Below are 26,183 nucleotides of genomic sequence, written 5' to 3' on the forward strand. Positions count from 1 at the left end.
TGGCTCCGAATGTAACCACTATTGCTCTTAGGGATAAGGCGATAAGTCTGAGAATGCACAACGCTATATGAGTAACGTACCCGCACAACGCGAATATTTCCTTGATTCTATTCGGGCCTGGCTGATGCTGTTGGGGATCCCGTTTCACATCTCCTTGATCTATTCGAGCCACGTCTGGCACGTTAACAGCGCCGAGTCCTCATGGTGGCTGACGCTGTTTAACGATTTTATCCACTCATTCCGGATGCAGGTCTTTTTTGTTATTTCCGGCTATTTTTCCTACATGTTATTTCTGCGCTACCCGCTTAAGCGATGGTGGAAAGTGCGCGTCGAGCGCGTCGGCATTCCGATGCTCACCGCCATTCCCCTGCTGACGCTGCCGCAATTCATTATGCTGCAGTATGTCAAAGGCAAAGCGGATACCTGGCACAACCTGTCGCTGTACGAAAAATACAACACCCTCGCCTGGGAGCTGGTCTCGCACCTGTGGTTCCTGCTGGTACTGGTGGTGATGACCACGGTCAGCCTGTGGCTGTTCAGCCGTATACGCCGCCATCTGAGTACCCGGACTGAAACGTTTTTCGCTGACATCAGCTGGGGCAAACTGTCAGTCCTGTTTTTACTGCTGGGCATCGCCTACGCCGCGCTGCGCCGCACGCTGCTCATCGTGTATTCACCGATCCTCAGCGACGGCCTGTTTAATTTTGTGGTGATGCAGACCCTCTTCTATCTGCCTTTCTTTATTATTGGCGCGCTGGCGTTTGTCCATCCAAAACTGAAAGCCCTGTTTACCACCCCGTCGCGCGGCTGCACCCTCGGGGCGGCACTGGCTTTTGTCGCCTATCTGCTGAATCAGCGTTATGGCAGCGGCGATGCGTGGATGTATGAAACCGAAAGCGTGATCACCATGCTGCTGGGGCTGTGGATGGTAAACGTGGTCTTTGCCCTGGGGCACCGCCTGCTGAACTTTAAATCCGCGCGCGTGACCTATTTCGTTAACGCCTCGCTGTTCATTTACCTGGTGCACCATCCGTTGACGCTGTTTTTCGGCGCTTATATCACACCGCACATCAGCTCAAACCTGTTGGGCTTTATCACCGGACTGGTGTTTGTGGTGGGGATTGCGATTGTGCTGTATGAAATTCATCTGCGTATTCCGCTGCTGCGCTTCTTGTTTTCCGGTAAACCGGCCAGCAAACCGAATAACACCCCGCAGGCCACCAGCTGACCTGTTGCGCGCCGGTTACTGAACCGGCGCCGCTTTACAGTAGCCACTCCACCGGCAGCCAGTAAGCCAGCCGTACCAGCATCCGCTGCATAAAACGGGTTTTCGGCTCCTTTTTATGCACAATTTCCTGTCCGTCTTTGCGCTCAATCCAGTTCAGACGCCCCAGATTATCCAGCTTTAGCTGCCAGGCCTCATGGCGCTGGCTGCGGACAAAACGGGTATGGATCAGCCGCGCCAGCACCTCACTTTCAATCACAAAGCCCATCTCGGTGTTGAGCATGGTTGAACGGGGATCAAAATTCAGCGAACCAATAAATACCTTCTCGCCGTCGACGCTGAACGTTTTGGCATGCAGGCTGGAGCCGGAGTTACCGGTAATGCCGCGATCGTGCACCACAGGTACGCCATCCTGGGTTGGCTTAAGTTCATACAGCTCAATGCCGTGGCGTAACAGCTTCTTGCGCCAACGGGCGTAGCCGGCATGCACTACCGAGACATCGTTGGCCGCCAGCGAATTGGTCATGATGGCGACCTTAACCCCTTTACGCACCATCTGCAGCAGCAGTGCGACCCCCGCCCGGGTTGGGACAAAATAGGCAGAGATAATCGCTATTTGCTCCACCGGCGAGCCCATCACGTCCAGCAAACGCTGCGGCAGCAGGGAATGGCGTTTTGCCCGGCCCTGCCCTTTGCGCGGATCGTCGCTGAGCAACCGGGTTTTCGCCCAGATCAACGGCAAATTACCGGCTTCGAGGCGGGTTATAAACTCGCTGGACTGGAGTTTATCGAGATAGCGGCGGGTGATGTCGTCCCGGTACCACTCCTCAGGGGGATGAATTTTATCTTCGATTTCGGTTTCCGACAGTTCCAGCACCTGCTGGAGCGTGGAGACCGAGGCGCAGTTCCAGTAACGTTCAAAGTCATCGGCCACGTCCTGCACCACCGGGCCGGTTGCCATCACATCCAGATCGGAGAACAGCGGCTCCTCGCCCGCGCCAAAATAGGCATCTCCAATATTTCGGCCGCCAATAATGGTGACCTCTCCGTCCACGGTAAAACTCTTGTTATGCATCCGCCGGTTGAGGCGGGCAAAATCGGTGAGATAACCGAGGGCGCGCAGGGTGCGAAATGAGAAGGGATTAAACAGACGAACCGAGAAATTGGGATGCGCGTCCAGCAGGCGCAGGATGGCGTCCAGCCCCTGCGTATTGTTGTCATCCAGCAGCAGACGCACGCGCACGCCGCGCATGGCGGCAGAGAGCAACACGGAAAACAGCAGTCTTCCGGACATGTCGTCTTCCCAGATGTAGTACTGAACATCGAGGGTCTTCTCCGCCATCTCCGCCAGCCGGTAGCGGCAGGCGAAGGCGTCAAGACTGTTATCAAGAGGGAGAAGTCCACAAAGGCCAGGGTGCGCGGAACTGACCGGCGCAATGGCACGCCCTAGTCGCGTGTTATGCGTCGGTTTCCTGTCCTCGTTGGGTAAGCAGTCGCTTGTATAGCCGGGCATTTTCTTCATCATAGCAGACAAAGTATACCCGCTCCGGCAGAGGCTTGCGGGTGAGATAATCCGAAACCGTATTCACGGCGATTTCTGCCGCGGCCGCCCGGGGATATCCGTACACGCCGGTGCTGATTGCCGGGAAGGCGAGCGTCTGATAGCCGTTAGCCGCCGCCAGGTTCAGGCTGTTGCGGTAGGCCTCCTCCAGGATCCGGGCTTCATGATGCTCGCCTCCATGCCAGACGGGGCCGACGGTGTGGATCACCGCTTTGGCGGGCAGGTCGCCTGCCAGGGTAATGACCGCCTGGCCCGGTGCGCACTCGCCCTGCTGCTGACGCACCACTTTGCAGGCCTCCAGCAGGGCAGGTCCCGCCGCCCGGTGAATGGCACCATCTACGCCGCCACCGCCCATCAACGAGGGGTTGGCGGCGTTGACCACCACATCGACATGCAGGGTGGTGATATCACCCAGAAAAACTTCTATACGCGAGTTCATAATCAACCTCTGCTGACGCTTTTTTCTTAAGTGTATCGCAGAGGAGGCGTTGTGGAAGCCCGGTAATCTGAAAACCGCCCCGCCTTAGCGGTAATCCACCTGCACGATAGCCAGTGACTTTTCGGGATTGATGTATTTCATTCTTATCGTTGCACGATCCGGGATAGCGACGCCGCCGTATAAAGCCTCTGAATAACTCACCTGCCGGGTAGGCATTTTTGTATTCTGCGGGCAGGTCACCGAAATGGTGCGCGATGTGGGGGTGATGTTACAGGGATCTTCGACAACCTGACCGCTGAAATGGATGATATTACTGGCATAGGCTGGAGGGAGCGTAACTGCCAGCACGAGCGCGGCGGCATGTTTGATACGGGACGAAACCATTGGTGCAATCCTTAATGATAATCCTCCTTGATAATGAAACAACGCGCCAGGCGAGGCTGTCGGCTGGCATCGACGATGCCAGCAACATAAGAATAACCATACAACAACATTCGCGCTACATTAATTAATATATTGATTTCGTGAATGTTTTATCCTTTATGCTTTCGACGGCGGCCACTGTTGCGACAGGTGTAGCGATTTGCCGTCCGACACCGTGACAATGACATTTATCTTATCGTTGGGACCCGAGTTGACGGTCATTCGGGAAAGATTGACCGTTTTATTGGCGGGTAATGAGACGGTATTTTGCTGCCGCGATGTGCTTTGACCGCCTGGGCCGCTACGCGAAGTGAGGATCTGCACCTGGCATAAACAGGGTTCCGTGACCGTCACCTGGGGAATAATGGTCAGCATTTCGCCCTCTGTGGCGGTCTGAAAGGTGATTTGGCTGGTGAGCGCAGCAAGCAATAACAGTGTATTCATCATTTTCTCCCAAAAAAAAACAGGGCCTGAGCCCTGTTTTTTCGTCGTACGGACGTCAGCGTTAGTACTGGCCAGCAGTCACGGTGTTGCCGAAGCCAACCTGAGTGATGTTAGCGGTAGCGCCGTTAGAGGTCTGACGCAGATCTACGTCGTTGCGGCCGCCAGACTGACGAACGTTAGCAGTGAGGTCTTTACCACTCCACTGGCTGATGGTAGCAGAGTTACCCTGGCCACGTTGGTTCAGATCGATTGAGCTGCTATCAGCGCCCTGAGACAGGTCAGCATCGTTACCGAAACCGCTTTGAGTTACGGTGATTTCAGACCCACGAGCGTCGCTCTGCAAAGCGTCTACGTTGTTACGACCACCGTACTGATAAACAGTCAGGGTTTCTGGGCTAACGTTGTTATTACCGTTGCCGCCATGATTATTGCCCCATTGTGGAATGGAACCAGCCATAGCACTGCCAGAAACCACGATTGCTGCAATTACTGCCACTTTTAAAAGTTTCATTGTAAAGCCCCCATCGGATTGATTAGTTCGTCACTGAATAGCTAGCGTTGGATGACGCGAATGGCCATTTGTGACTGTCTCTGCACTACAACTGCCGTTTTTTGCGTACCGTACTGCGTAATATTCGCTTTATTACCAGAACCTTTCTGAATAATCACTGCGGTATTACCATATGCACCTTGATTAATACTCGCACTGTTCGAGTTCCCTTTTTGATCAATATATGCAAGATTATAACTGCCTGATTGATCAATGTTCGCCCGATTGTTTCCGCCTTCCTGGGAAACTACAGATAATAATTTCGAGCCCTGCTGGCGAACAGTTGCGTCATTATTAACGCCCTGTTGTCCAATGATAGCGGCCTGGTTATAAGATGATTTACTCAATTCATTAACCGCGAAATTATATTCTGAAGCAGCCAAATCAGTATTTGCGAAAACGAATCCAGGTGCACCCAGTAATGTAAACATCAATAACAAACTGTTCTTCATGTCATCACCCTGGACCTGGTGGTAAAATAACTTGCGTTAACAAGGCAAAATACTTTGTTAACCCGACGTTACGATGAAGAGTATGTCTGCCGAAACAATTTTAATATCTCACCCGCCAGTCGTATTTTTATTCTTACTTTCACCCCAAAGTATTAAAAAAAATTAAACACTGTGGCGATACAGCGATTTAACAGACAGTTAAAAAAGGTCATATGCAGATTTCGGAAATGGATAGCCCAGAAAATGCTGATTTGCCGTTTCGCCTGACTTGTAGGGTGGCGATCACGATATATCCATGATTGCGTGACAAAGTGCGTGATTTCTTAAGGCATTTACAGAGTGTAAGAATAGGCTTAGCGTTTTGACCTTACTCATACCTTGGTTTCAATAAATTACAAAATAAATAACATATATAAATCAATGATATAATATAATTTGTATGATTTTTTAAATGTGTGCACCAATACCGTTATGTACAACTTTATGATGAAATCTCATCAATTCATGAACTCCATTTTTACAAGTTAATATTGATTTTTACATTCTGTTACACGTTTAACACTTGCTTTAAAAATGGTAATAGCTAGATTGAAAACAGAAGTTCGGCATTATCATTTTATTTTCCCTTTCCTCTAAGGGATATGGTCTTTCTTCTACACACAGCAGTGCAACATCTGTCAGTACTTCTGGGCCCCCAATAATATTATTGGGGGCAGCTGCCAGGTGTTTCAAAAAAGGGGTTTCATCATGTTTAATGAAGTCCAAAGCTTTCATGGTCAGACATTATTGTTAGTGACCAAGCCTTCTTTACAGGCGACAGCCTTACTACAGCATTTAAAGCAAAGTCTTACATTGAGCGGAAAATTGCATAGCATTCAACGCTCTTTTGATGACATTGCGCCTGGCAGCATTATTCTTTTCGATATGATGGAAGCGGATAAAAAACTTATCCAATACTGGCAAGATATTTTAAGCAGAAAAAACAACAATATCCGTGTGTTGTTGTTGAATACCCCTGAAGAGTATCCATTCAGGGATATTGAAAGCTGGCCGCATATCAACGGTGTCTTTTATGTCAACGAGGACGAGACGCGCGTGGTGGAAGGTCTGCAGGGCGTTCTGCGGGGTGAATGCTACTTTTCGCAAAAACTTGCCAGCTACCTCATAACGCATTCCGGAAATTATCGCTATAACAGTTCAGAGTCTGCTTTGCTGACCCATCGCGAAAAAGAGATTCTGAATAAATTACGTATCGGAGCTTCAAATATTGAAATCGCCCGTTCGTTATTTATCAGCGAAAATACGGTTAAGACCCATCTTTATAATCTTTTCAAGAAGATAGCTGTTAAAAACCGGACGCAGGCGGTTTCATGGGCAAATGATAACCTCAGGCGTTAACAGTATGAAACGCACAGTGAGTTGGATTGCCGCGGCAGGCCTTTGGCTTGCTGCCGGGAATCTTCATGCGGTTGAAGTAGAGATCCCTGGATTGTTAACTGACCACACTGTCTCGGCTGTCGGTCATGCTTTTTATCGCGAGTTCAGCGACAAATGGGAAAGTAATTATCCCGGGAACTTAACAATAAATGAACGGCCCAGTGCACGATGGGGGAGTTGGATCACGATAACGGTTAATCAGGACGTTATTTTCCAGACTTTTTTATTCCCAACGAAAAGAGACCTCGATCAAAACGTGGTCTTCGCTCTGGCTCAAACCGAAGAAGCAATAAATCGTCTGCAGATCGATAAGGCTCTGCTCAGTACCGGCGATTTAGCGAAAGACGAATTTTAATTCGGAGGCATTCATGCGTGTTGTTCATGCAGCTATTGCTTTAATGCTCATTCCATCGTTGAGCTGGGCAGGGAATATGACCTTTCAATTCCGTAACCCCAACTTCGGTGGTAACCCTAATAACGGCTCTTTTCTTTTAAACTCGGCCCAGGCGCAAAACTCCTATAAGGATCCGAGCGCCAACGATGACTTCGGTATTGAGACACCAAGCGCTCTGGATAACTTTACCCAGGCGATCCAGGCCCAGGTTCTGGGCGGATTATTGACCAATATCAACACCGGTAAACCTGGCCGTATGGTGACCAGCGACTTTATTGTCGACATCGCCAATGCGGACGGACAAATGCAGTTGAATGTCACAGACCGGAAAACGGGGAAAACTTCCACCATTCAGGTTGCTGGCTTGCAAAGCAATTCCACCGACTTTTAGACCTAGTCGAGATAAGGACAATAATCATGCAGCGCTTTCTCATACTTGTTGCAGTGTGCTTATTGAGCGGTTGTTTAACTGCTCCCCCGCAGCAGGCAGCAAAACCGACATTAATGCCTCGCGCCCAAAGCTATCGTGATTTAACTCAATTACCACTGCCTACGGGTAAGATCTACGTGTCGGTTTACAATATTCAGGATGAAACGGGTCAATTTAAACCTTATCCGGCAAGTAACTTCTCCACTGCTGTCCCGCAAAGCGCCACCGCGATGCTGGTCACAGCGTTAAAAGATTCTCGCTGGTTTATTCCTCTGGAACGTCAGGGGCTGCAAAACCTGCTCAACGAACGCAAAATCATTCGTGCAGCGCAGGATAACGGCACCGTGGCAATGAACAACCGTATTCCGTTGCACTCTCTCACGGCGGCAAACGTCATGGTTGAAGGCTCGATTATCGGTTATGAAAGTAATGTGAAATCGGGGGGCGTGGGGGCGCGTTACTTCGGTATCGGGGGTGATACCCAGTACCAGCTTGACCAGATTGCAGTGAACCTGCGTGTGGTCAACGTGAGTACCGGTGAGATCTTGTCCTCCGTCACCACCAGCAAAACCATCCTCTCGTACGAGGTTCAGGCCGGGGTGTTCCGCTTTGTCGACTACCAGCGCTTGCTGGAAGGCGAAATCGGCTATACCTCTAACGAACCGGTGATGCTCTGCCTGATGTCGGCTATCGAAACCGGGGTCATCTTCCTGATTAACGACGGTATCGATCGCGGCCTGTGGGACCTGCAAAACAAGAACGAAGTGAAAAACGATGTTCTGGTGAAATACCGCGAGATGTCATCGCCGCCAGAATCCTGATCGAAAGCGCATTAAAAAGGCGAGACTCTGGTCTCGCCTTTTTTTATTTGCTTAACGCCGTGACGTTCCGCGCCCTGTCTCTGCGCGCCGCCAGCCACAGGCCGCTGTTTTTCATGGCGTAGCCAAACACCAGTCCTAACGCCAGCGATGGCACCACCAGCCGCCAGTCCCCCTGCCCTGCAAACGTGGCGCAGGCACCCATAAAAGTGCCGGGTACAAACGACAGCAGCAGATGCTTAGCCTGGATGCACATCAAAAAGGCCACCACGCCGGTCATGACGTAGCCGACAATCTCCAGATGAGGGGCCAGCGCGCTGCCGTGGATGATGATCATCGCCCATACCACGCCGCTGATCAGCGTACACCCCGAGATAAACAGCCCTTTCACGCCACCCTGCGGGCAGGCGAAATAGGCAGTGCAGCCCAGAAAGCCCGCCCAGCTGAGGAGTCCGAGAGAGACGGCAACCCAGCCCCATATCCCGGAGAGGATGCCTGTCGTGATTGCAATAGAAAGTAGTATGTTCATGGCGCGCATCTTAGCAGATACGCGGCCATGAAATGAGATCAGGAACACATAATATGCAAATTGAGATTTGCTGTTACATTCAGAAGGTGATTCAGATCACTCTTCATTCTCTTCCTGCAGTTCGTCCCACATCGCGGCAATGGCGTCGCGGGTCAGAGGCGCCATGGTACGCCAGAATGGCGACGTGGCATGGGCTTCAACCTTACCGAGAAATGCGCCGCACCAGGGTAAGATGTACTCCCCAAAGAGGGTTTCCAGCGCCTCGTTCTCGTCTTCAGCCGCGTGATCTTCAATCCACGAGGCTGCCAGCAGCAGCGTGCCGAGATGGTCGGCTGGGGTATCGGTCAGCGGCATTCCACGCGAAGAGAGAAACGCACGCACTTCTGCTTCGGTTGCCCCCTCTTCCCAGGCGGAGCGGTAAGGCGACACGCGCCCCTCTTCGCCGACAAACAGCGCGTTGTAATCGGCTGAGATTTGCTGCATGTCGCAGCTGTTTTGCAGACGTTGCAGCAGCTCATCCTGCTCAAGCGGCCAGCTCTGGGCCAGCTTGCCTTCGCGGATCAGGGTAAACAGCGGCACCAGCAGCGGATCCTGCGGCTGGCGATAATAGAGGGAACCCAGTACGCGGCAGAGGATGGAAAACTCGTTCATTTATTTAGTCCATTACACAGTTAAAATTCAGCAAATTCGTCAATCGGTGCCATACCGCGTGATTCCAGGAAATCGAGTAAACGGCGTGGAGTGACGTTCAGAATACGATCTTCCGGGAACCCTACCGCATCGAGGATCTTGCGGCACTCGCTAAAATCACCCAGCGTAAAAGCGGTGTGGGAGTCGGAGCCCAGCGCCACATAGCCCCCGGCGTCACGCACCGCCGCCGCGACCTCACGGCAGTTCGCTTCACTGCCCTTGCGGGAGTGAATAAACGAGGAGTTGTTGATCTCCAGCGCCACGCGATGCTCAGCCGCCGCCCGGGCGACGGCCTGAATGTCGATAGGGTATTTCGGGTTGCCCATTAGCCATCCAGTAGATAAATGCATTTAACCCCCTTCACAAGCACCGAAACGTTGTTACTTATTATAACCAGTACTGCCAGCATCCCCTAACACATCACAGTACAGGTCACACCCCGCTCAAAATCAGTACTAGCATCTTGATCACATCGTCCAGTACTACAGGTGGCAACCATACGCCGAACACTGCAAGTACAACAGGTGCAATGACATAGTTGTACACGATTAGAAAAACGAACACGTAAGCAATGTAATGTTTCCATGTACTATCAGCCTTAACACTACGGTTAGTCTTCGCTTTGACAATCTTTGCAGTCTTGCCCTGCCCCAGTAGCTTTAGTAGCCATCTCTTCACTAACTCAATCATGTTAAGTCCTCCAATAGTTCACGAATTTTATGCATGTGCTCCTTATCCATTCCTGCTGTGAATTTGAATTTCGCCATCAGTGCTTTATTCAAACTGCCCCACTGAGAACACAACATACAAATAAGTGCTGATTCAGCATGTAAGGCTTCTGCATATGTTGGATAACACGCCAGAATACTTTTTTTATACGGTTCACCCGCTTCGATAAGCTCATTCACTGATTTACTGGAACTGGTGTAATCGTTCCAGTTTGACTGTTTAGATGTACATTTAATCTCTGAGATATTTTTAACTGACTTCCATACTCGTTTCTGACCAATATAGAATTCACCGCTGTTCGGAAACTGGATTATATATACGAAACACGCCGTTTCTTCTGGGATGAAATCTTCATCCCTGTACCACATTGCCCATTTCATTTCTTGTTCTGCATTTGACGCCATTTTCTTACCTTCCTTGATAAATAAGTTCATACACATATTTATGAGGAAACATCAAAATGAGCATCGAAACAGACGTAATCGAATTACTGAAAAAACTTGAAGGCACTAAACAATACCAGACCAAAATGAAGTACTTCAGAAATGGAATGTTCAATATCTATAAAGACTCAGAAGGTTTTGAAACCATCGGGTACGGTCATCTTGTTAAGGCTAGTGAACGTAGTAAGTTCGTGAACGGAATTACAGAACAGCAAGCCGATCAATTACTCCTGGTCGATTACCAGAAAGCAAAACGTGATGCTGATTCATTCAATCTGGATTTACCAGAACGCTGGAATGCATTAGTTTCTATTCTCGTATTCCAGTTGGGTAAAACTGGTTACTCTAAGTTCGTTAAGCACCTTGCCGCATTGAAGAACCACAATTACGCTACTGCAATTGCAGAACTGAAAAACAGCAAATTATACCAACAGACCCCGAACCGTATCGATCAATTACTGTACTGGGTAACAAACTAAAACAATTAAGGCCAGCTATTATGCTGGCCTTAGTTGTTTTTCATGCTGCAATTCTAAGATGGTCAATACGCGTGAAAGTTTCACATCAATTTCGTTGATTTTCATCTGAACGTTTTTCAGTTCGCTTTCTAATACAACCTGCTCATTTTCAATTTTGTCTAAACGTTGCTTCAATAACTTCTGTTCAGACTGTAGATCTCCAATGCGACGTTCCAGAGCCTCTGTATCCTGCTTAAACTCACGATAACGTGTGAATGCAAATCCCAGTACTGCCACGGTCGCACTTACACCTGCAATTAATGTACCTGTAATCATCATACGCAAATCCCGAGAAACAGACTCAGCGTAACGATTGTCCATAATGGCAAGCCAACAGTATGCAGTGCAGCCAGTCCTACTACTGCTGCTGCATAAATGCCAAACTTGATTAATTTTTCTTTATCCATATTATTATCCTCTCTCAATTGTACTGAGAGTATTTATTATTTTGATTGTAAAAACGGCTGTTTTAACTGTACCAGGTAGTACTGAATATCCAGACCCTTAACGAACAATTTGTATACGTCAATTACCTGCACCTGGTACACATCATCGTAATACTGCCAACTCACAATATCACCACGGTTCAGTACTGGCATATTGTCACCCATGAATGCAATATTCATGAAGTCATGCCCCATGACATCTACCCCATAATCTTTGAAGTACTTAGAATCGATGAATGCCTGATTGAATGGACGGTTACACATCAATACTTCATAACCGTCCAATTTGATGTTTTGTGTTACTTCTTCTTCGAAATGTTCTTGCATTAGTTTCTCCTGAATATGAATGTTCCTTTCATATTATTTATTACTAACCTTGCTTTCTGTTCAGTTTCATCAAAGAAGTCATAAATCATCTTGCGTTTTTTCTTCTCATATTTACCAATGATACGTTTACTGCGTTTCTTCTTTTTCAGACTGGTATCAATCAAATACTTTTTACCGTTCTGTTCCACTACCTTGTACTTCTTACCCATCTGGGTATGCAGTCCTGCAATGTTCCCCTGTGCAGTCATACGAGCGTTAGCGGTTGGAATAATCTTGTTAAACGTTGCCGGATCATCTGTCAGTACTGAACGTAGATATGCAGCCTGAGAACCACGTACAATGATTTGGTTAGTCCTGTTTCCATTACCTTGCTGAATGAAATTGAAGAAAATAGCCCGTTTGGTGAACGCAACAGAACCACCCTCAACACTGTTGTTGATGTCATCCTGAATCTGTTTCGATAATGCACGGCATCGTTTTGTCAGTTCTGACTGAAAATCAGTGATAAACACTTTGCCCTGACTATTCAGTACTCGTACTGCGTCGGCGGGAGTTGCCCCCCGCCTAAAATCGCCTGATATCATTATGCTCTCCCTACGATTACGGTAATATTCCCGTTGAATGCAACCACACTGTTATTAGAACGCTGTTCGATTGTTAGTGTTACTGCAACCCCTGCCGGAATTGTCATTGTTCCAGTACCCACGTTTATATCAGTTGCCAGGCCCTGTGCGGCTACACTGGTGTAAACTAAACCACCACCATTTGCATAAATGCTAATTGAACGACTATTAGTAGTTTCACGTGGTGGATTATAGTTACCGTCATAACCACCTCGTACAGTTAATGGTACGCATGGAATTGACAGAATACGGGCAAATTGTGGTTCTGCTGGAATGGTAATACCACCACCACTTAACAGAAATACCCGCATGATATCGCCCTGAATGCTATTCGCCTTTAGGTTATCAATCGTACAGTTACTGAAATAGCCATTCGTGAATGAACCGCCTGACGCATATACAGTACCCTTGAAATATCCGCTTTCCGCGTACACGTCGCCTTTGAAATAGCCGTTTTCAGCAAAGACGCTCCCCCTGAAATAACCATTATTGAAATAGCTTGTGCCGTCTTTACGAATACACCAGCCCTGACCACCATTTGCAGGCCAGGCGTCATTCCAGTTGTTCGAACTAATCTGATTACCAATTTTCGCGTTATTAATACTACCGTCTTGTACCTGGAGTGACCCCACGCTCGCTGATCCGAGGTGGGCCTGCCCTATGCTCGCGTTAGCGATCATAGCACTGTTGATGTAAACAGTATTGTTCTGAACTGCAAACGGAATTACCGGGTTAGATACTGCACCAGATGTTTTAGCTGTGATAATTTTAAAATCATCTGCTACAAAATATACAGCACTTGCTTTTGTATTTGCATCAGCATAGATACCCATACCTGCAATAGTACCGTTAGCGTTTACCTTCAATTCGTAATGGCTATTAACGGTATTTTTCAATGCATCAATGTTGGTAGTCATGGCAGTACTGACACTGCTGATAGAACCGTTCAGTTCAGATTTTGCCTGAGTTAATGCGGTTGATTGAGCCGTGTCTTTAGAAGTGATAGTACTGTTAAGTGTCGCAACCTGGGACGTAATATTACTGTTGATACTGCTAACCTGTGCATTCAATGCCTGTGTCTGAGCCGTATCCTTAGTTGTAATTGTCTGATTCAGTGTTGTGACTGCTGCACTAATATCTGTAGCTGTTTTACTGGTCAACTGGGTAATACTGGTACTGTTTGCAGTGTCACCGTCAGTAATGGCCTTATTCAGCGTAGTTACCTGGGCTGATAAATTCGCTGCTGTAGTTGCCTGTAAATTGGTAATTGCCGATGCATTTAGTTTATCACCGTCGTTAATCAACTTTGTCGTTTTAGTTTCTGACGCACCGATCTTAGTTGTGGTGTTCACGTTAGCCTGTGACACTGCGTCGTCAATAGCATCACTAATCTTGTCGTCCAGATGTAGGAAATCATTCAGTGATTGTTCGTCCTGTGCTGACCAGTTAACTTTGGACTGCAAATCAACATATACCCCTGCCGTATAGATAATCGAATCCTGGCCGAACTCGTCATAGGCTCCTGCACGTACATAGTATTTCCCATCGGCAATAGGGAAACTGTGCATGAACGGACTGTTAGTACCGAACGTTTTAAGGTTCTGGGTGAACGTGCTATTCGTGGCAACCTGTACCTGTACGCCTGCGAAATCACTGACCCCTGCCTCTGGGTTATCGTACTGAACGAATATTGACTGATAGCCAGCATTTGCCGTGAACCCGGTCAATGCTGGGCACTGTGGGTTAGTAACAGTGATACGTGCTTCTGCACTGTAGATACTGCTGTTATGACCCCATGCCACAACACCGAAAGTACGGGTACGACTGAGCGTATCCAGTTTGTTCATTGCATAGGTATAGGTAAATTGGTTCGCCTGGATGAAGTAAGAACGCTTCTTCACCATGCCAGTGTCATACACAATGATTTCGTACTTGTTGAAATAATCGCTGAACGGCTTCCCGTTCACGTTCAGATATGACTGATCGTCCCACCCGATAATGAAATCAAGTGCGTCTGTAGTATTGGCAGTACTGCCACGGTTAATCAGATTCAGGCCAGTAATAGCAGGCAGGGTAAACGCGAAATCAGGTACAACACCGTTCTGTGACACCTTGTCTGACACAATGCCGAGGTTGTTGAATGCTGCTACTGCAAAATCATATTGAACGCCTGTTGTGAGGCCGTATAGCTCGTAACTCAGAACGTACTGGTTCGTGCTGCCGCCATACGTCCAGGTTTGCGTACCCGTCTGACGGTAGTACACGTAGTAACCACGCAGATACTGATCAACACTAGCCGCCCATGTCAGTACAACAGTCTGCCCCTGATTCGTTGCACCCTTCTTAACAACAGATAGGTTTGACGGTGGCAGTACTGCTACTGGCTTCGGTAATGTACCTTCCCAGCCGTACATCGGTACGTCTACGCCTTCATAAATGCCCTGGTGATATTCAACGCATTGCAAGTTAACCATGCCGATACTGTCGGTATTCGTGCTAATCGATTTACCCGCTACCCTGAACAGCTTATTTTCATAACCATGTTCCGGTAGAGATACCGTAATAACATCCCAAACTTTGAGATCCCAGCCTGAGTCTGTAGCAAAATTGATTGTATTGAGACTATATTTGCCCTTGAGCAATTCGATGTTAATCAGGTGTTCAACCTGGTCTTTGTCATATACCCAGGAATAATCGAGACTCTTAGCAATAACAAGACCATCACTGGTTAGTACATCACTGGCAGGAATATCTGACGGAATACGTAAAATGTCATCACTATAATTGTTAGTGGTATTCTTCCATGTTGCATCGATAGTATTAAAGTAGTCACTGATACCCGTTGTAGTACTGACAAATTCACCGAAAATTGTTGATTCGTCAAATGTCTGTACTGACAGTGCCGGAATATCTACAGTCAAATACAGCTTGCCACAATGAATACTGGTGATACCGCCAAATGTCATCAGCATTTTTTCAATGTTTGATTTATAGGTAGACTGATAATCAATAGCACCATTACTGAACATCTGATAACGGGTACAGTACTGTGCTGCTGTCTGGAATGATGGTAAATCAATATTACCAGGACTGACACCGAGGCCATACTCTGTATTGGTCACATAATCGTATAACTGGTTTACTGGGTTATTACTGACAATAGTAGTGCCAGACACTAAATCGTAAATCTTTTTACCTGAACATTCAGCCGTTAATACGTAACTATCGTTGACCAGTAAGTTATCTTCTAATGACTTTTGAGTTTTCTTGATAACGGTATAAATCTGTACAATCCCGTTACCCTTGAAAGTACTGTTATTCCATTGAGAACCTGCGTAAGTACCTGCCAGTACTTTACCCGCCGTGTAATTAGGCTTCCCGAAATATACCTCTAACTGCAAAATATCACGATATTTCGCATCGATACTGGTATTCGGTACTACACCTTCAACAGTGACAGGAGTAGTCAGTACTGGTTCGTCATCAAGCCAGATTTGGCTGACCTTGTTAATCTCACCCATTGCAAGGGCATGACTAGTGAACAGATATTGACTGCTGTTATTTTGTATGTTGTACCAGTTCACGATTGACCCACACTTCACGGTACTTCCATATAGAATGGGTATACCAGTTTGCGGTGAAGTACTTCGGCTTAAAGTAGTGGCACTGTCTGTATGAGGTGTAATACCCGGCATCTGTGACAACATTGAGGTTGCCACTAATGACGCTGCACCAGCTCCTGCACCCCACGCTGCCGCCGCTGAAAGACTTGCACCGCCCGTATAGACCGCTGCGGCTACTGCTACAGCCGTGATCAGGGCACCGACAATACTCATTCCTGAGATTTTACCGCCCATTATTCACCCCCTGCCGTACCCGTCGTGCCTGCATCAGGAGTGATCCGGTAAAACGTCCAGTCGTGTAGCCAGGGCAGTACTGCAAGGTTAAATCCAGTACTGTCAGCATTAAGGGCAATATACTTACCATCCAGTACTACAGAACCGTGAATACCGTTAACCATGATGTCACCGAACACTGGCTGATCGACCTGTTCGCCATGACGCTTACAGATCTCTTCCAGTGAACCAAGTTCATGCTTAGTGAACAGCTTCTGGCCTGCTTTGATGGTCTTATATTTGCCCATTGCTAAATCGGTATATGCAGTACCGCATACTTGATCGATAACTTTCAGTGCCAGAATATTGCAATCATTTTGGCCTAACAGGAATTCAGTACTGATACATTCCTGAGCAATGTTATGAATTTTAATTATGTTGTTTCTCATTTCTTATACTTCCATGTTTGCTGAGAGTTGATTTTTCCTAGTAATGAAAAGTACGCGTCATTCTTATGTGTACTTTGGTGTACTGAGTTAGCGGCTAAAGTACGCTGCTGTACGTCTAACTTCTTCCATATGCTATTGACGTATACGGTTAATTCATTTTTTAAATCATCGTTATTAGAAATAGATTCGAAATAATCGAGATAGCCAGAATAGATTAAAGAATTATCCAGTACTGTAGCGTCTGCTGGATTCAAAATAGTCAGCCACATATTTACCTGGGCGTTTTTAAGACCACCAGATAATGCCAGTACCTGAAACGACTGTGATACATTGCTAACCTTGAATGACATTGAATCATTGCTGATATCTTTCTGTTCGCTGAATGAACCAAAACTGTCATTAATGAAGTCTGGAAACGAGGTGTACAAGTTACCGTTGATATTCAGGTCGATATAACCATCATTTAGATGAAGTGCCTGAACTCCCGAACCCTGAACAGGATAGATATCAATACATTTAACGGTTAGGCCTAATTGCATGACCTCTGATATTGATAACTGGGTTTTATTACCGCCCCTGGTAGTGTTCCAGTACTTCAATAGTGCTGAGTTTGTAAATACTGCCTGATTCATTATAACGCCTCCGTAGCTTTAATATTGAGGTTCATAATGTTTTTAGATGGCAGATTTAAATCACAGTCAATATCGATAATGAATGTTCCAGTGATACCCTGATAGCGGATTACTTCACCCGCCTGTACGTTCTGACGTAACGCCGGGAATACGGTAATTGAAGTACCTGTATTGGCAATAATGCGATGAATTTTAGTACTGTTCTGGAAGGTAACTAACGTTCCGATTTCAAGCATATTTGCTGTGCAAGGGATAACAGACCCGCCTTTATTAATAGTTGCAGTACTGTATACTGTTGCAAAATGTCTGCCTGTGTACTGACTGTAATAACCTAAATCTGTACTGAAAGGCTTACCCTGCGAATACTGAGCAATAAAATTCAGTACTTCCTGTCGGTCTGCCTGATTGAACTGAATATTGAATGTTAATTGATAGTACTGAATACCCGTACTGCGGCGAATCTGTGCACCTGTCCAACTTTTATTAGAATATGCTGGTTCAATACTCTGCATTTGGAAGTCACTGATTTTAATATTGTTCGTAAATAAAGCCATTTTAAATCTCCTGATTTACAGTATTTATCAGGAGAACGAGAACGAAAAAGCCAGCATTCATGCTGGCTTTTAATATTAAGTGTTTCTCTTTTGTGCTGCTCGAACTGACTGCATAACGTTATTGGAATGTTTCTTCAACATTGTCTGGAATTGTTCATCAGTAATTTGACCACCACCATTTACTACAAGAGGTGCATTAATGACAATCTGACCAGTACTGTTATTTTCCTGTTTATCCTGCTGTTTCAGGAATTGAGTCAAATCACGGTTGTTATCGTTGTTCAGAACACGTTCACCCGCTTTCAGTACCCACGTTGATTCATCGTTGCCACCCAGCTTAGGTACTGAATCAATACCGCTGTGTGCCTGCCCCTGAATCTGTGTACCACGTGCAGTACTGATAATGGATGCCCCTAAGCTCGCCACCTGTGCATAGTTCGCAAAGTTTGCAGGCCACGGCGTAGCCATCGCATTCGCTAATGCTTCCTGAATTTTCATAACAATATTGGCAATCGATATACTCTTACCTACCACAAAAGCGGCTTGAGCGGCCTTGTTGCCCTTTCCTGCAACACCTTCAAGCATGGTTCCAATATTCGTAGCGGAATCTGCAAACATCTGGATCTGTGCCTGGCTGTTCTGGCGTTCTACTTCTGCTGCTTTATTATTGTATTTTGCAGTCAGATCAGCTTTACGTTTTTCAAACTGCTCTTTACTGATCAGTTTGTTCTGATACATCTGTTCATCAACCTGAATTTCAAAATCACGCTGTTTATATATTTCATCCTGCTGCTGTTTGATATCTGCCTGATTGCCAAATGGGTTATTTGGATCATGCAGTCCAGAACGGATATCCTGTGCTGAAAGCATTTTTGAAATATGCTCAGGTGTAATATTCTGGGTATTACCGATAGTCAATGCTGCCAGATTCTCACTTAATTGTTTAGGATCTGTTGCCTCCAGCATTTCAGTAATAAGCCGTTTAGAACCTTCAAGCCGTGCTGTTTCCTGACGTGAAATAATCTGGGTTTTCTTAGCCTCATTCAGATTCAGAGTGTTTAATGACTCATCTAGTTTTTTACGTAGCTCGTTCTGTGTATAGTTATATTGCAGTACTTGCTGTTCAGCGGAATTCTTACCCAGTTGAGAGATTACCTGATTAAGGTTAATTTTTGCCTGTAGCTGTTTCAGCTCCAACTGTTTAGCGGCATCGGCGGCTTTTTTGGCGGCGTCTGCGGATTTCTTCTCACCTTCTGGATCTTTCAATTTATACGGTTTGCTGGCTGGCTGTTGCGTAGGTACTGCACCCGCCGTTGTACTGTTAGAGTACTGACCTTTGCCCCATGAATCCGGCAACGCATGATGATCACCCAGTGACGCAAAATCATATGCAAATCGTTTAAGATTTCCGCCCATCTGATCGAATGATGGTAATTTCCATTCACCAGCAAATATATTGCGTAGCTCGTTGAGTGCTTCAATTACAGGCAAAAGTGCGTTAACTCGTAACTCCTGGAAGTTGCGATCCAACTGGGCAATATTTTGCTGATAGCGTCCGTATGCCTGTGCAGTTTCAGTAGTAATACCAGCATGTTGTTTTTCAATAGCATTGATCGCTTCAACTTCTGATTTGTACTGTCTCAGTACTGGCAATAACTTACTTGAATCACTGGCGATAGACTCCATAGCGTTCGTTATCTCAGCATTCGATTTTCCCGCTTTTTGCAGTTCGTAGAATGTTTTGATGATCATTTTGATGCCGCCATCAGCATCATTCATATACTTCGTAAAGCCCTGTAGATTGACACCCCATGCTTTCAGGTCATCCCCGAACCCGCCCTTGCCCTCACGGAAGAAATCACCCATGTGATCAAGGGCATCTTTATTGAAATCACTGAATTTGTCATATTCGATATTCAGGCCAGCAAAAGCACCCTGTAATTTCTGTAATTGTTCTACAGTCATCCCAGAACTATTTGCAGCATCGTTAAGTACTTTAACGTACTGAGAGGCTGCATTTACCTGGCTAATTGTAATAGCAGTTAATGCACCGAACCCTGCACCTACTGCAAGTAGACCTGAGTTCATCCCGGCCAGCTTTCCAGTAATATCACCGAACCCGCCAGAGAGTGAGGCAAGTGAACCGCCCGCCTCACGACTGAATGCATTTAAACTGTTCCCGGCCTGCCCCAGGGCACGTTGCAGGCCAGTAGCATCACCGTTGATATTGAATACTAATTGTTGATTATTCTGTGCCATCCTTAGCCCCCAGTACCAGTACTGCCAGTAATTAATTGCATCATGGCTGACTGTTTTAATTGTTGTTGTGTCAGTTGTTTTTGTTCTTCATCCTGCATACGTTCATATACAGTTTTATTAGAAAGCAGGCCGTGCATATCCCAGTCATGTACATTGGCCTTCTTCATCCCGTCCTGTGTCAGATTGCCACTGCTCATTAATATCAGGTGGGCAAGGTTTGCATATTTAATATGATCGAACCTTGCCCCTGATGGCTCTATATTGGCATCGTAAATCATCAAGTATTCGAAAAGTTCTGGATCAATAGACTCCAGTTCAGAAAGACTCAACCCACGTTTGTTAAGTAGTTTCAGGGAAAACATCAAACGCGGATTGTTTCTTATTTTTTTTCGATCTGATCCTGAACTTGTGGTTCGTCTGGTTTAGGCCACAATTTCATTACTGCGGTGTTAATTTCACCTACGATCAGTGCATCAATAGAATTAACGTTAATCTTCCCGTCTTCATCTACATCAGAGAAAATAGGTGTACCGTTTTCATCTGCAACTGTATAAAGAAGAGTTGATTTTGCATCAATGCATTTTTCGAAATTGCTGATAGCAGGTCGATGAATATGCAGTACTGCACCGTTCTTGAGGGTAACTTCGTGTAGTTCAGGTTTCAGGGCTGCAAATAGAGTATGAATATCCATTATGGCAGTACCCCCTGTGCTACTGGTGCACCATCGCAAGCGAAATTAAGAGTTAAATTAACTACCTTGTCACGGTCTGATTCAATTTTCTTTTCAGTAATAAAACCATTATAGGTGACATATGAACCAGTACTTTTAGTGGCATCGTTGAAATAACTGAACTTCAACTGAATACGTGTACCGTTTTCAAAAGCGGTAACAAGCTGTTGATGAACAGTGTTATCTGGAATCCAGTTAACCTGTAACGTTACGTCGGCGTTAGTTTTTGAGCCTGGTAATTTACGGTTATACGAGCTGTTGAATGAAACCACTTCGACAACTGTTGCAGTACTGCCAGTACTAGGAAAGGCACTGATTTCTGGAATATTGGTGAATGTAGTTGCTTGAGTAGCTCCGGCTGTGCCGATACCTACTGTAATATTACTACCTGTGAAAACATCCATTGGCATAATGATATCCTTATCATGTTGTTAATATTCAGTACTGGCATCCTTGCCAGTACTGAATTGTTGTGTTTATTCTTACTTATTTATGGCTGCAATCATTGCACGTAATTCTGCAATTTCATTTTCCATCGCTTCAATTTTTGCAATTGAATGATTTAATGCAAGTGCGGTATCCATCATAATGACGTTATTATCAAGTGCTAAGGTATCATCCTTATCACAACGATTACCTTCATCGTCATATTCCGGTGCGGCTGGTACTAACTTGACATACTCACTATCAATATCGCGTAATGCGTCCTGTGCAATAATGCCACGGCGTTCACGTTCCATCGGATCGAAGTTATATATGAACGTACATGGTTTTAGCTTTTTGATATTTTCATAAGATGCTTTACCATCGTTATATTCAATATCATGTTTTAGTGTTGCATCTGACGTTGCGGCCTTCTGGAATGTGTAACTTCCTGACCAACCCCCACCCGCTGTACAGGTCAAATCACCTGTTGCTGGGATAAAATACCAGTACCGTGTTCCCGCATTACCGGAATCACCAAACTGAGTTAATGAGGTGTTAGCCCAGTTTGTCATCCCATTACCCACGTTGCCCCACATTGATCGCAGTTCATAACCACCGTTATGTCTGTATGCCCATGACAATGCACCAATAGCACTGACACCAACGGGATCTGTAGTCATATTTTGATAGATACCGGATTTACCTGACTGTGCTGATTCCCACCAGGGGGCAGGAACTGGTGAACCTATTGATAAGAGGCTTCTGAAAGTCCCATTAGTCGCTAATAAACTACCATCCTGACCGATATCAAAATAACTCTGAATTGATGGTGAGCCACCCGAAGCGACAATACGTGCCTTACGTGTTTCAACACCGCTTGAGGATTTTTCATATACAGAGAACATATAAGCGGCTGATAATTCTGCACCAGCAGCACTAATTGTAGATCTAACAAGACCACCAGCACCCGAGAAGTTATTAGGCGGTGTTGCCGCTAAAACTTCATCTGCTTCAATAACACGGGTAGTTAATTCACCTGTATTAGACAATTTGAGTAGGTCAGTTGTATCAGTAGTTCCGGTCGCAATTCTGTAAGTGGTTCCCTGTACGGTTTCATGGAATGTTGCATCAGTTGAACCCGAGCCGCCCTTGAACTTTCTAAGGTACGACTTACCACCCGCTGTACCAGTACTCATTGATGTATGACAGTAGGTACTTTGGGGTACAGAATCTTGATTAAGGGTATTCTTGACTGTAAGAGTACTGTTGGCAGTGAGACTGCTGTTGAAAGTACTGGCACCTGTTACCGTGCCACCAGCCAACGCAAAACCACCCAGTGCCGCAAGGCCAGCCGCTGCTGTTGTGGCTCCTGTACCACCCTGTGAAACCGGGATAGTACCGCTGAAATCTGCCTGACTCAGATTGATGTCGCCAGTTAATGGGAACCCATTTATCATGAGTGTTGAAGGTACAGTACCTTCAATATCAGCCTGTGTAAGAACCACATTACCTGAGAGAGGCTTACCATTGATGGTACGGCTGGTTGGCACGGCTGCTACGTCACTTGCAGTTAATGTAATATCGGCTGAAAGTGCTTTGTTATTAACTTTTCTCGTCTGCGGTACTAGTGGAGTTGTTAATCCTGTTAGAGACTTGATAGTACTGTTTGCACCGTTAATATCGGTGTATGCATACATCCCCCATGCACCCCATGAAATAACACCTGAACTGTTTGAATATCCGGTACGGGTATATAGATCATTAGTGTTATAGCGGTAATACATCTGAGTACAACTCTTAATATGAGTTGCTGAGTTTTGCAGTACTACCAGTGTTCCAGCATATTGAACCGGATAATTTAGCAGTGCAGTAGCATTTGCGTTCAGTGTTTGCTGATAATAACCCTGTACAGTACCGTCTAAATCATTCAGGTCAGTACCTGCTGGGATAATTCCACGGCTAGGCAATGCTCCTACATCATCTGCATTTAATGTAATGTCACTACTTAATGCATATCCATTTAATTTCCGTGTTGTTGGTACTGCCCCTACATCTGATGCATTAAGCGTTAAATCACTACTTAATGAGTATCCATTAATTTTTCTGGTCTGCGGTACTAATGGGACTGTCAGTCCTGTAAGAGACTTAATAGAACTGTTAACGCCTGCACTAGTGATATTCGCCGTCGATACCCATGAACTCCATGTAACAACACCACTGCTGTTACTCGTGCCTGTACGGTTATAGATATCGTCAGTACTGGAAGGGTAATAAACCTGTGTGCATGAATTCGCATGAGTTACCCCACTCTTCAGTACAAACAACGTACCACCCACTGCAACCGGATAGCTTAAAGCTGTTGTTGCGTTTGCAATTACTGGTTGCTCATAAACACCATATACAGAACCGTTCAGGGTATTCAGGTTCGTACCTGTTGGAATCATCCCATAATATGGTAACGCGTTGACATCGAGGGCTGACAGGTTAACGTTACTGCTGAGGCTTTTCCCATTAACCGTTGTTGTCTGTGCCACACCGTTTAAGTTCTGTAACGCTGCGATTGCAGTTGTTGCAGAAGTGCCACCGCTTGCAATAGGGATAGCAGTATTGAATGATGGTGTACCGTTAAACTGTAATTTGCTACCAGATAATGTCAGTGTTCCCTGATTACTTGTACCGTCAGTTGAACCACCAGATGAAATAATGCGTGCGTCATAGTCGTTATTATAACCAGCACTATGGAAGTCAATAAATGCCGAACCTGCGGTTGTGAGGCTTCCTAATTCGATGCCTACTGACCCGGCTTTTGCTGCACCTACTGATAAACCATCGAGGTTTTGAGTACCACTCCATGTATTACTAGCGTTCAGTACTGGAACAGTTGCCCCAGAAGTACCGATATTGTAAGTACTGGCAGTACCTAAACCCAGTGAAGTTCTTGCACCTGCTTGAGTGTTGGAACCAGTACCACCCTGTGCCAGGCTTAGAGCAGTAGTTAATCCAGAGAGACTGGTGATATCACTGTTTGCACCGTTTTTAGCAGTGCCTGCCACGTCCGTTTGAGTTAGAACTACTGAACTTGACAGAGGTTTACCGTTGACAGTAGTAGTCTGTGCCACACCGTTTAGGTTCTGTAACGCTGCGGTTTGTGTTGAGGCTCCAGTACCACCCGAGCTAATTGGCAATGCTGTACTGAGTGTTGCAGATGAAGCGTTAAGGCCACCAGTGATAGTCAAATTACCAGTACTGGAAAGCGTCAGGGCATCAGAACTATCGGTTGTTGCACCAGTACTAATACGATAGTTTCCGGCCTGTACGGTTTCATGAAAAACTGTATCACCAGTGCCACCACGCATTTTACGTAGATATGATTTAGAACCTGCGGCTGATGATGATAGCGATGTATGCCCATATAAAGCCGACGATACACCATCCTGGTTAATCGTGTTGTTTACCGTTACTGCACCAGTCAGAGTACTGGCACCTGTTACGGCTAAAGTACTGGACAGTGACAGTGTTGTGCCTGTGACACCACCAGTGAATGCACCACCTGTTTTCGGCATCCCGCCGAGATTAGAGAGTGCAGTACTTGCCACTGTTGCACCTGTACCGCCAGAACTGATAGGCAATGTTCCGGTTACGCCCTGTGTTGCACCTGCGGCCAGAGAGGGCTTATTTGCAGTACTGTAGACCTGATCCCATCCAGTACTGTCAGTGTTCCTGATGTACATGCGAGGGGTTGCAGACTCTGAAACTACGATCTGAGCCTTATTGGTTCCACCAGCATCTACCATGCCTACGCCCAGTAGATCTACACCCAGCGGGTTATCGGTACGTGTTGCACCAACTTTGATAAATGCATTACCAGTGGGGTCTGCTTCATAGTGAGGCACTACAGTACCGTTTGCCCCGATGCCATAGTTACCGATTAATAAGGGGGCTGGTTCATCGATGCTGCCTTGATTTACCAGTGAAGCTGGCGAAAACGTCCATGTACGCCCGTACACCTTGTTAATATCAGCGTCGTCTTTCCATGCAGTAATCTTCCCGTTAAGAATGATGAAATTCTGACGTAGACTAGTTGGGCTTTCATAGATACTAAATTTCAGTTGGAATACTTTGTTAGTACTGTATGCACTGTTCAGAAATTGATGACCAACGTTTGACGGGTCATAATGTACAACAATACTGATGTTGCTGATCTTCAAATCACCTCGCAGTACTGCAAGATATTCTTGATCATATGTTTCGATAGTCTGATTTGAACTACTGATCTTTACCTCTGGGAAGGCACCGAGATTATCTATATTTTGATACACTGCGGTTGGGTAGTAGTTATTGATGTCAGTACTGTAAGATAGCAACGTGCGGTTGCCGAGCATGATCCCTGCCATTATTGTTATTCTCCATTATTTGTAGGACGTGCAATGTAATTAATCTGGCACGTCGTCATAATGTTATTTATGGCAGTATCAGGGTCAGTATCATCGACTACTGAGAGTAGTTTTAGTGAACTAACATTAATGCCCTTCTCTAATAGACCAGTAATTAATTCAGTACTGAAAAGTACTTCATGTACTTTCGTCATTGTTTGTTGTGCTGTTGATTCACTCTGCGATGTAACTAGTACATCCATTGTCAGCGTTACAGAATGACGATTGCTGTATTCAAGTTGTTCGTATTGTTCGGTTACATTGCTGATCATCAGAATGTAATCACTGGATGTCTGAGTGTTAGTTTTAGCGGCCTTTCTTACTTTCAAACCAGAAGACGAAAAAAGGCTTGAAACATGATTTTTAATAATTGAAATATTCATGTA

General features: G+C 45.9%; 30 protein-coding genes and 1 pseudogene. 6 read left to right on the plus strand and 25 right to left on the minus strand.

What is annotated here, in order from left to right; genetic code table 11:
• Positions 1-67: 67 nt before the first annotated feature.
• Positions 68-1,228, plus strand: a complete 1,161-nt coding sequence (gene mdoC, locus V7Q49_RS07610; protein WP_333850121.1) for a glucans biosynthesis protein MdoC — start codon at positions 68-70, stop codon at positions 1,226-1,228.
• A gap of 34 nt (positions 1,229-1,262) precedes the next feature.
• Here the strand turns inward: mdoC and V7Q49_RS07615 are convergent, their stop codons facing one another.
• The 6 genes from V7Q49_RS07615 to csgB all read right to left on the minus strand — a co-directional run bounded on the left by V7Q49_RS07615 (position 1,263) and on the right by csgB (position 5,094).
• On the minus strand, positions 1,263-2,747 hold the full coding sequence (locus V7Q49_RS07615) for a phospholipase D family protein (protein ID WP_333850508.1): 1,485 nt from the start codon (positions 2,745-2,747) through the stop codon (positions 1,263-1,265).
• A complete protein-coding gene (gene ymdB / locus V7Q49_RS07620; RefSeq protein WP_333850122.1) occupies positions 2,683-3,225 on the minus strand; it encodes an O-acetyl-ADP-ribose deacetylase in 543 nt (180 codons plus the stop codon). The genes V7Q49_RS07615 and ymdB overlap by 65 nt, the downstream gene beginning before the upstream one ends.
• 84 nt (positions 3,226-3,309) lie before the next feature.
• Complete coding sequence (locus V7Q49_RS07625; protein ID WP_333850123.1) at positions 3,310-3,609, minus strand: type 1 fimbrial protein; 300 nt, start codon at positions 3,607-3,609, stop codon at positions 3,310-3,312.
• Between the two features lie 156 nt (positions 3,610-3,765).
• Entirely contained in the window at positions 3,766-4,092 is a 327-nt protein-coding gene (gene csgC, locus V7Q49_RS07630; protein ID WP_333850124.1) for a curli assembly chaperone CsgC, read from the minus strand.
• 61 nt (positions 4,093-4,153) lie between these two features.
• A complete protein-coding gene (gene csgA, locus V7Q49_RS07635; protein WP_333850125.1) occupies positions 4,154-4,603 on the minus strand; it encodes a curli major subunit CsgA in 450 nt (149 codons plus the stop codon).
• 41 nt (positions 4,604-4,644) lie between these two features.
• Positions 4,645-5,094, minus strand: a complete 450-nt coding sequence (csgB, locus tag V7Q49_RS07640) for a curli minor subunit CsgB (protein WP_333850126.1) — start codon at positions 5,092-5,094, stop codon at positions 4,645-4,647.
• 747 nt (positions 5,095-5,841) lie between these two features.
• Here csgB and csgD point away from each other — a divergent pair.
• The 4 genes from csgD to csgG are packed head-to-tail and all read left to right on the plus strand — an operon-like array spanning position 5,842 to position 8,176.
• Positions 5,842-6,492, plus strand: a complete 651-nt coding sequence (gene csgD, locus V7Q49_RS07645) for a biofilm master transcriptional regulator CsgD (RefSeq protein WP_333850127.1) — start codon at positions 5,842-5,844, stop codon at positions 6,490-6,492.
• Between the two features lie 4 nt (positions 6,493-6,496).
• Positions 6,497-6,886 (plus strand): curli production assembly/transport protein CsgE, encoded by a 390-nt coding sequence (gene csgE / locus V7Q49_RS07650; protein WP_333850128.1) that lies wholly within the window; start codon positions 6,497-6,499, stop codon positions 6,884-6,886.
• A 13-nt stretch (positions 6,887-6,899) separates the two neighbouring features.
• Complete coding sequence (gene csgF / locus V7Q49_RS07655) at positions 6,900-7,316, plus strand: curli production assembly/transport protein CsgF (protein ID WP_333850129.1); 417 nt, start codon at positions 6,900-6,902, stop codon at positions 7,314-7,316.
• Between the two features lie 26 nt (positions 7,317-7,342).
• Positions 7,343-8,176: a curli production assembly/transport protein CsgG gene (gene csgG, locus V7Q49_RS07660; RefSeq protein WP_333850130.1), complete on the plus strand. Its 834-nt coding sequence runs from the start codon at positions 7,343-7,345 to the stop codon at positions 8,174-8,176.
• Positions 8,177-8,219: 43 nt separating this feature from the next.
• Here the strand turns inward: csgG and V7Q49_RS07665 are convergent, their stop codons facing one another.
• From V7Q49_RS07665 to V7Q49_RS07685, 5 genes and pseudogenes are all read right to left on the minus strand, one after another.
• On the minus strand, positions 8,220-8,702 hold the full coding sequence (locus V7Q49_RS07665; RefSeq protein WP_333850131.1) for a DUF1097 domain-containing protein: 483 nt from the start codon (positions 8,700-8,702) through the stop codon (positions 8,220-8,222).
• 96 nt (positions 8,703-8,798) lie between these two features.
• Positions 8,799-9,353: a TorD/DmsD family molecular chaperone gene (locus V7Q49_RS07670; RefSeq protein WP_333850132.1), complete on the minus strand. Its 555-nt coding sequence runs from the start codon at positions 9,351-9,353 to the stop codon at positions 8,799-8,801.
• Positions 9,354-9,373: 20 nt separating this feature from the next.
• Positions 9,374-9,715 (minus strand): annotated as a pseudogene (locus V7Q49_RS07675) (phosphatase); the annotation flags it as partial.
• 109 nt (positions 9,716-9,824) lie between these two features.
• On the minus strand, positions 9,825-10,082 hold the full coding sequence (locus V7Q49_RS07680; RefSeq protein WP_333850133.1) for a hypothetical protein: 258 nt from the start codon (positions 10,080-10,082) through the stop codon (positions 9,825-9,827).
• A complete protein-coding gene (locus V7Q49_RS07685) occupies positions 10,079-10,555 on the minus strand; it encodes a hypothetical protein (RefSeq protein WP_333850134.1) in 477 nt (158 codons plus the stop codon). Before V7Q49_RS07685 ends, V7Q49_RS07680 begins: the two co-directional genes overlap by 4 nt.
• Positions 10,556-10,581: 26 nt before the next feature.
• On the opposite strand from V7Q49_RS07685, the gene V7Q49_RS07690 reads away from it, so the two are divergent.
• On the plus strand, positions 10,582-11,043 hold the full coding sequence (locus V7Q49_RS07690) for a glycoside hydrolase family protein (RefSeq protein ID WP_333850135.1): 462 nt from the start codon (positions 10,582-10,584) through the stop codon (positions 11,041-11,043).
• A gap of 18 nt (positions 11,044-11,061) precedes the next feature.
• Here V7Q49_RS07690 and V7Q49_RS07695 read toward each other — a convergent pair whose 3' ends face one another.
• The 14 genes from V7Q49_RS07695 to V7Q49_RS07760 all read right to left on the minus strand — a co-directional run bounded on the left by V7Q49_RS07695 (position 11,062) and on the right by V7Q49_RS07760 (position 26,180).
• Positions 11,062-11,361: a hypothetical protein gene (locus V7Q49_RS07695; protein WP_313287425.1), complete on the minus strand. Its 300-nt coding sequence runs from the start codon at positions 11,359-11,361 to the stop codon at positions 11,062-11,064.
• Positions 11,358-11,489, minus strand: a complete 132-nt coding sequence (locus tag V7Q49_RS07700) for a hypothetical protein (RefSeq protein ID WP_262664281.1) — start codon at positions 11,487-11,489, stop codon at positions 11,358-11,360. The genes V7Q49_RS07695 and V7Q49_RS07700 overlap by 4 nt, the downstream gene beginning before the upstream one ends.
• 36 nt (positions 11,490-11,525) lie before the next feature.
• Entirely contained in the window at positions 11,526-11,855 is a 330-nt protein-coding gene (locus V7Q49_RS07705) for a hypothetical protein (RefSeq protein WP_333850136.1), read from the minus strand.
• Positions 11,855-12,439 (minus strand): hypothetical protein, encoded by a 585-nt coding sequence (locus tag V7Q49_RS07710; RefSeq protein ID WP_333850137.1) that lies wholly within the window; start codon positions 12,437-12,439, stop codon positions 11,855-11,857. The genes V7Q49_RS07705 and V7Q49_RS07710 overlap by 1 nt, the downstream gene beginning before the upstream one ends.
• Positions 12,439-16,335, minus strand: coding sequence for a phage tail tip fiber protein (locus V7Q49_RS07715; protein WP_333850138.1), 3,897 nt, complete (start codon positions 16,333-16,335; stop codon positions 12,439-12,441). The genes V7Q49_RS07710 and V7Q49_RS07715 overlap by 1 nt, the downstream gene beginning before the upstream one ends.
• Complete coding sequence (locus tag V7Q49_RS07720; RefSeq protein WP_333850139.1) at positions 16,335-16,763, minus strand: DUF6950 family protein; 429 nt, start codon at positions 16,761-16,763, stop codon at positions 16,335-16,337. The genes V7Q49_RS07715 and V7Q49_RS07720 overlap by 1 nt, the downstream gene beginning before the upstream one ends.
• On the minus strand, positions 16,760-17,395 hold the full coding sequence (locus V7Q49_RS07725; protein ID WP_333850140.1) for a DUF2163 domain-containing protein: 636 nt from the start codon (positions 17,393-17,395) through the stop codon (positions 16,760-16,762). Before V7Q49_RS07725 ends, V7Q49_RS07720 begins: the two co-directional genes overlap by 4 nt.
• Positions 17,395-17,949, minus strand: a complete 555-nt coding sequence (locus tag V7Q49_RS07730; RefSeq protein ID WP_333850141.1) for a hypothetical protein — start codon at positions 17,947-17,949, stop codon at positions 17,395-17,397. The genes V7Q49_RS07725 and V7Q49_RS07730 overlap by 1 nt, the downstream gene beginning before the upstream one ends.
• 75 nt (positions 17,950-18,024) lie before the next feature.
• Positions 18,025-20,208, minus strand: coding sequence for a hypothetical protein (locus V7Q49_RS07735; protein WP_333850142.1), 2,184 nt, complete (start codon positions 20,206-20,208; stop codon positions 18,025-18,027).
• Between the two features lie 2 nt (positions 20,209-20,210).
• Positions 20,211-20,570, minus strand: coding sequence for a hypothetical protein (locus tag V7Q49_RS07740; protein WP_333850143.1), 360 nt, complete (start codon positions 20,568-20,570; stop codon positions 20,211-20,213).
• A 17-nt stretch (positions 20,571-20,587) separates the two neighbouring features.
• Positions 20,588-20,899: a hypothetical protein gene (locus V7Q49_RS07745; RefSeq protein WP_333850144.1), complete on the minus strand. Its 312-nt coding sequence runs from the start codon at positions 20,897-20,899 to the stop codon at positions 20,588-20,590.
• On the minus strand, positions 20,899-21,348 hold the full coding sequence (locus tag V7Q49_RS07750) for a phage tail tube protein (RefSeq protein ID WP_333850145.1): 450 nt from the start codon (positions 21,346-21,348) through the stop codon (positions 20,899-20,901). The genes V7Q49_RS07745 and V7Q49_RS07750 overlap by 1 nt, the downstream gene beginning before the upstream one ends.
• 72 nt (positions 21,349-21,420) lie before the next feature.
• Positions 21,421-25,758 (minus strand): tail fiber domain-containing protein, encoded by a 4,338-nt coding sequence (locus tag V7Q49_RS07755; RefSeq protein WP_333850146.1) that lies wholly within the window; start codon positions 25,756-25,758, stop codon positions 21,421-21,423.
• 5 nt (positions 25,759-25,763) lie between these two features.
• On the minus strand, positions 25,764-26,180 hold the full coding sequence (locus V7Q49_RS07760) for a hypothetical protein (RefSeq protein WP_333850147.1): 417 nt from the start codon (positions 26,178-26,180) through the stop codon (positions 25,764-25,766).
• Positions 26,181-26,183: the final 3 nt, after the last annotated feature.

It is taken from the genome of Leclercia sp., from assembly GCF_036780805.1.
GTDB lineage: Bacteria > Pseudomonadota > Gammaproteobacteria > Enterobacterales > Enterobacteriaceae > Enterobacter.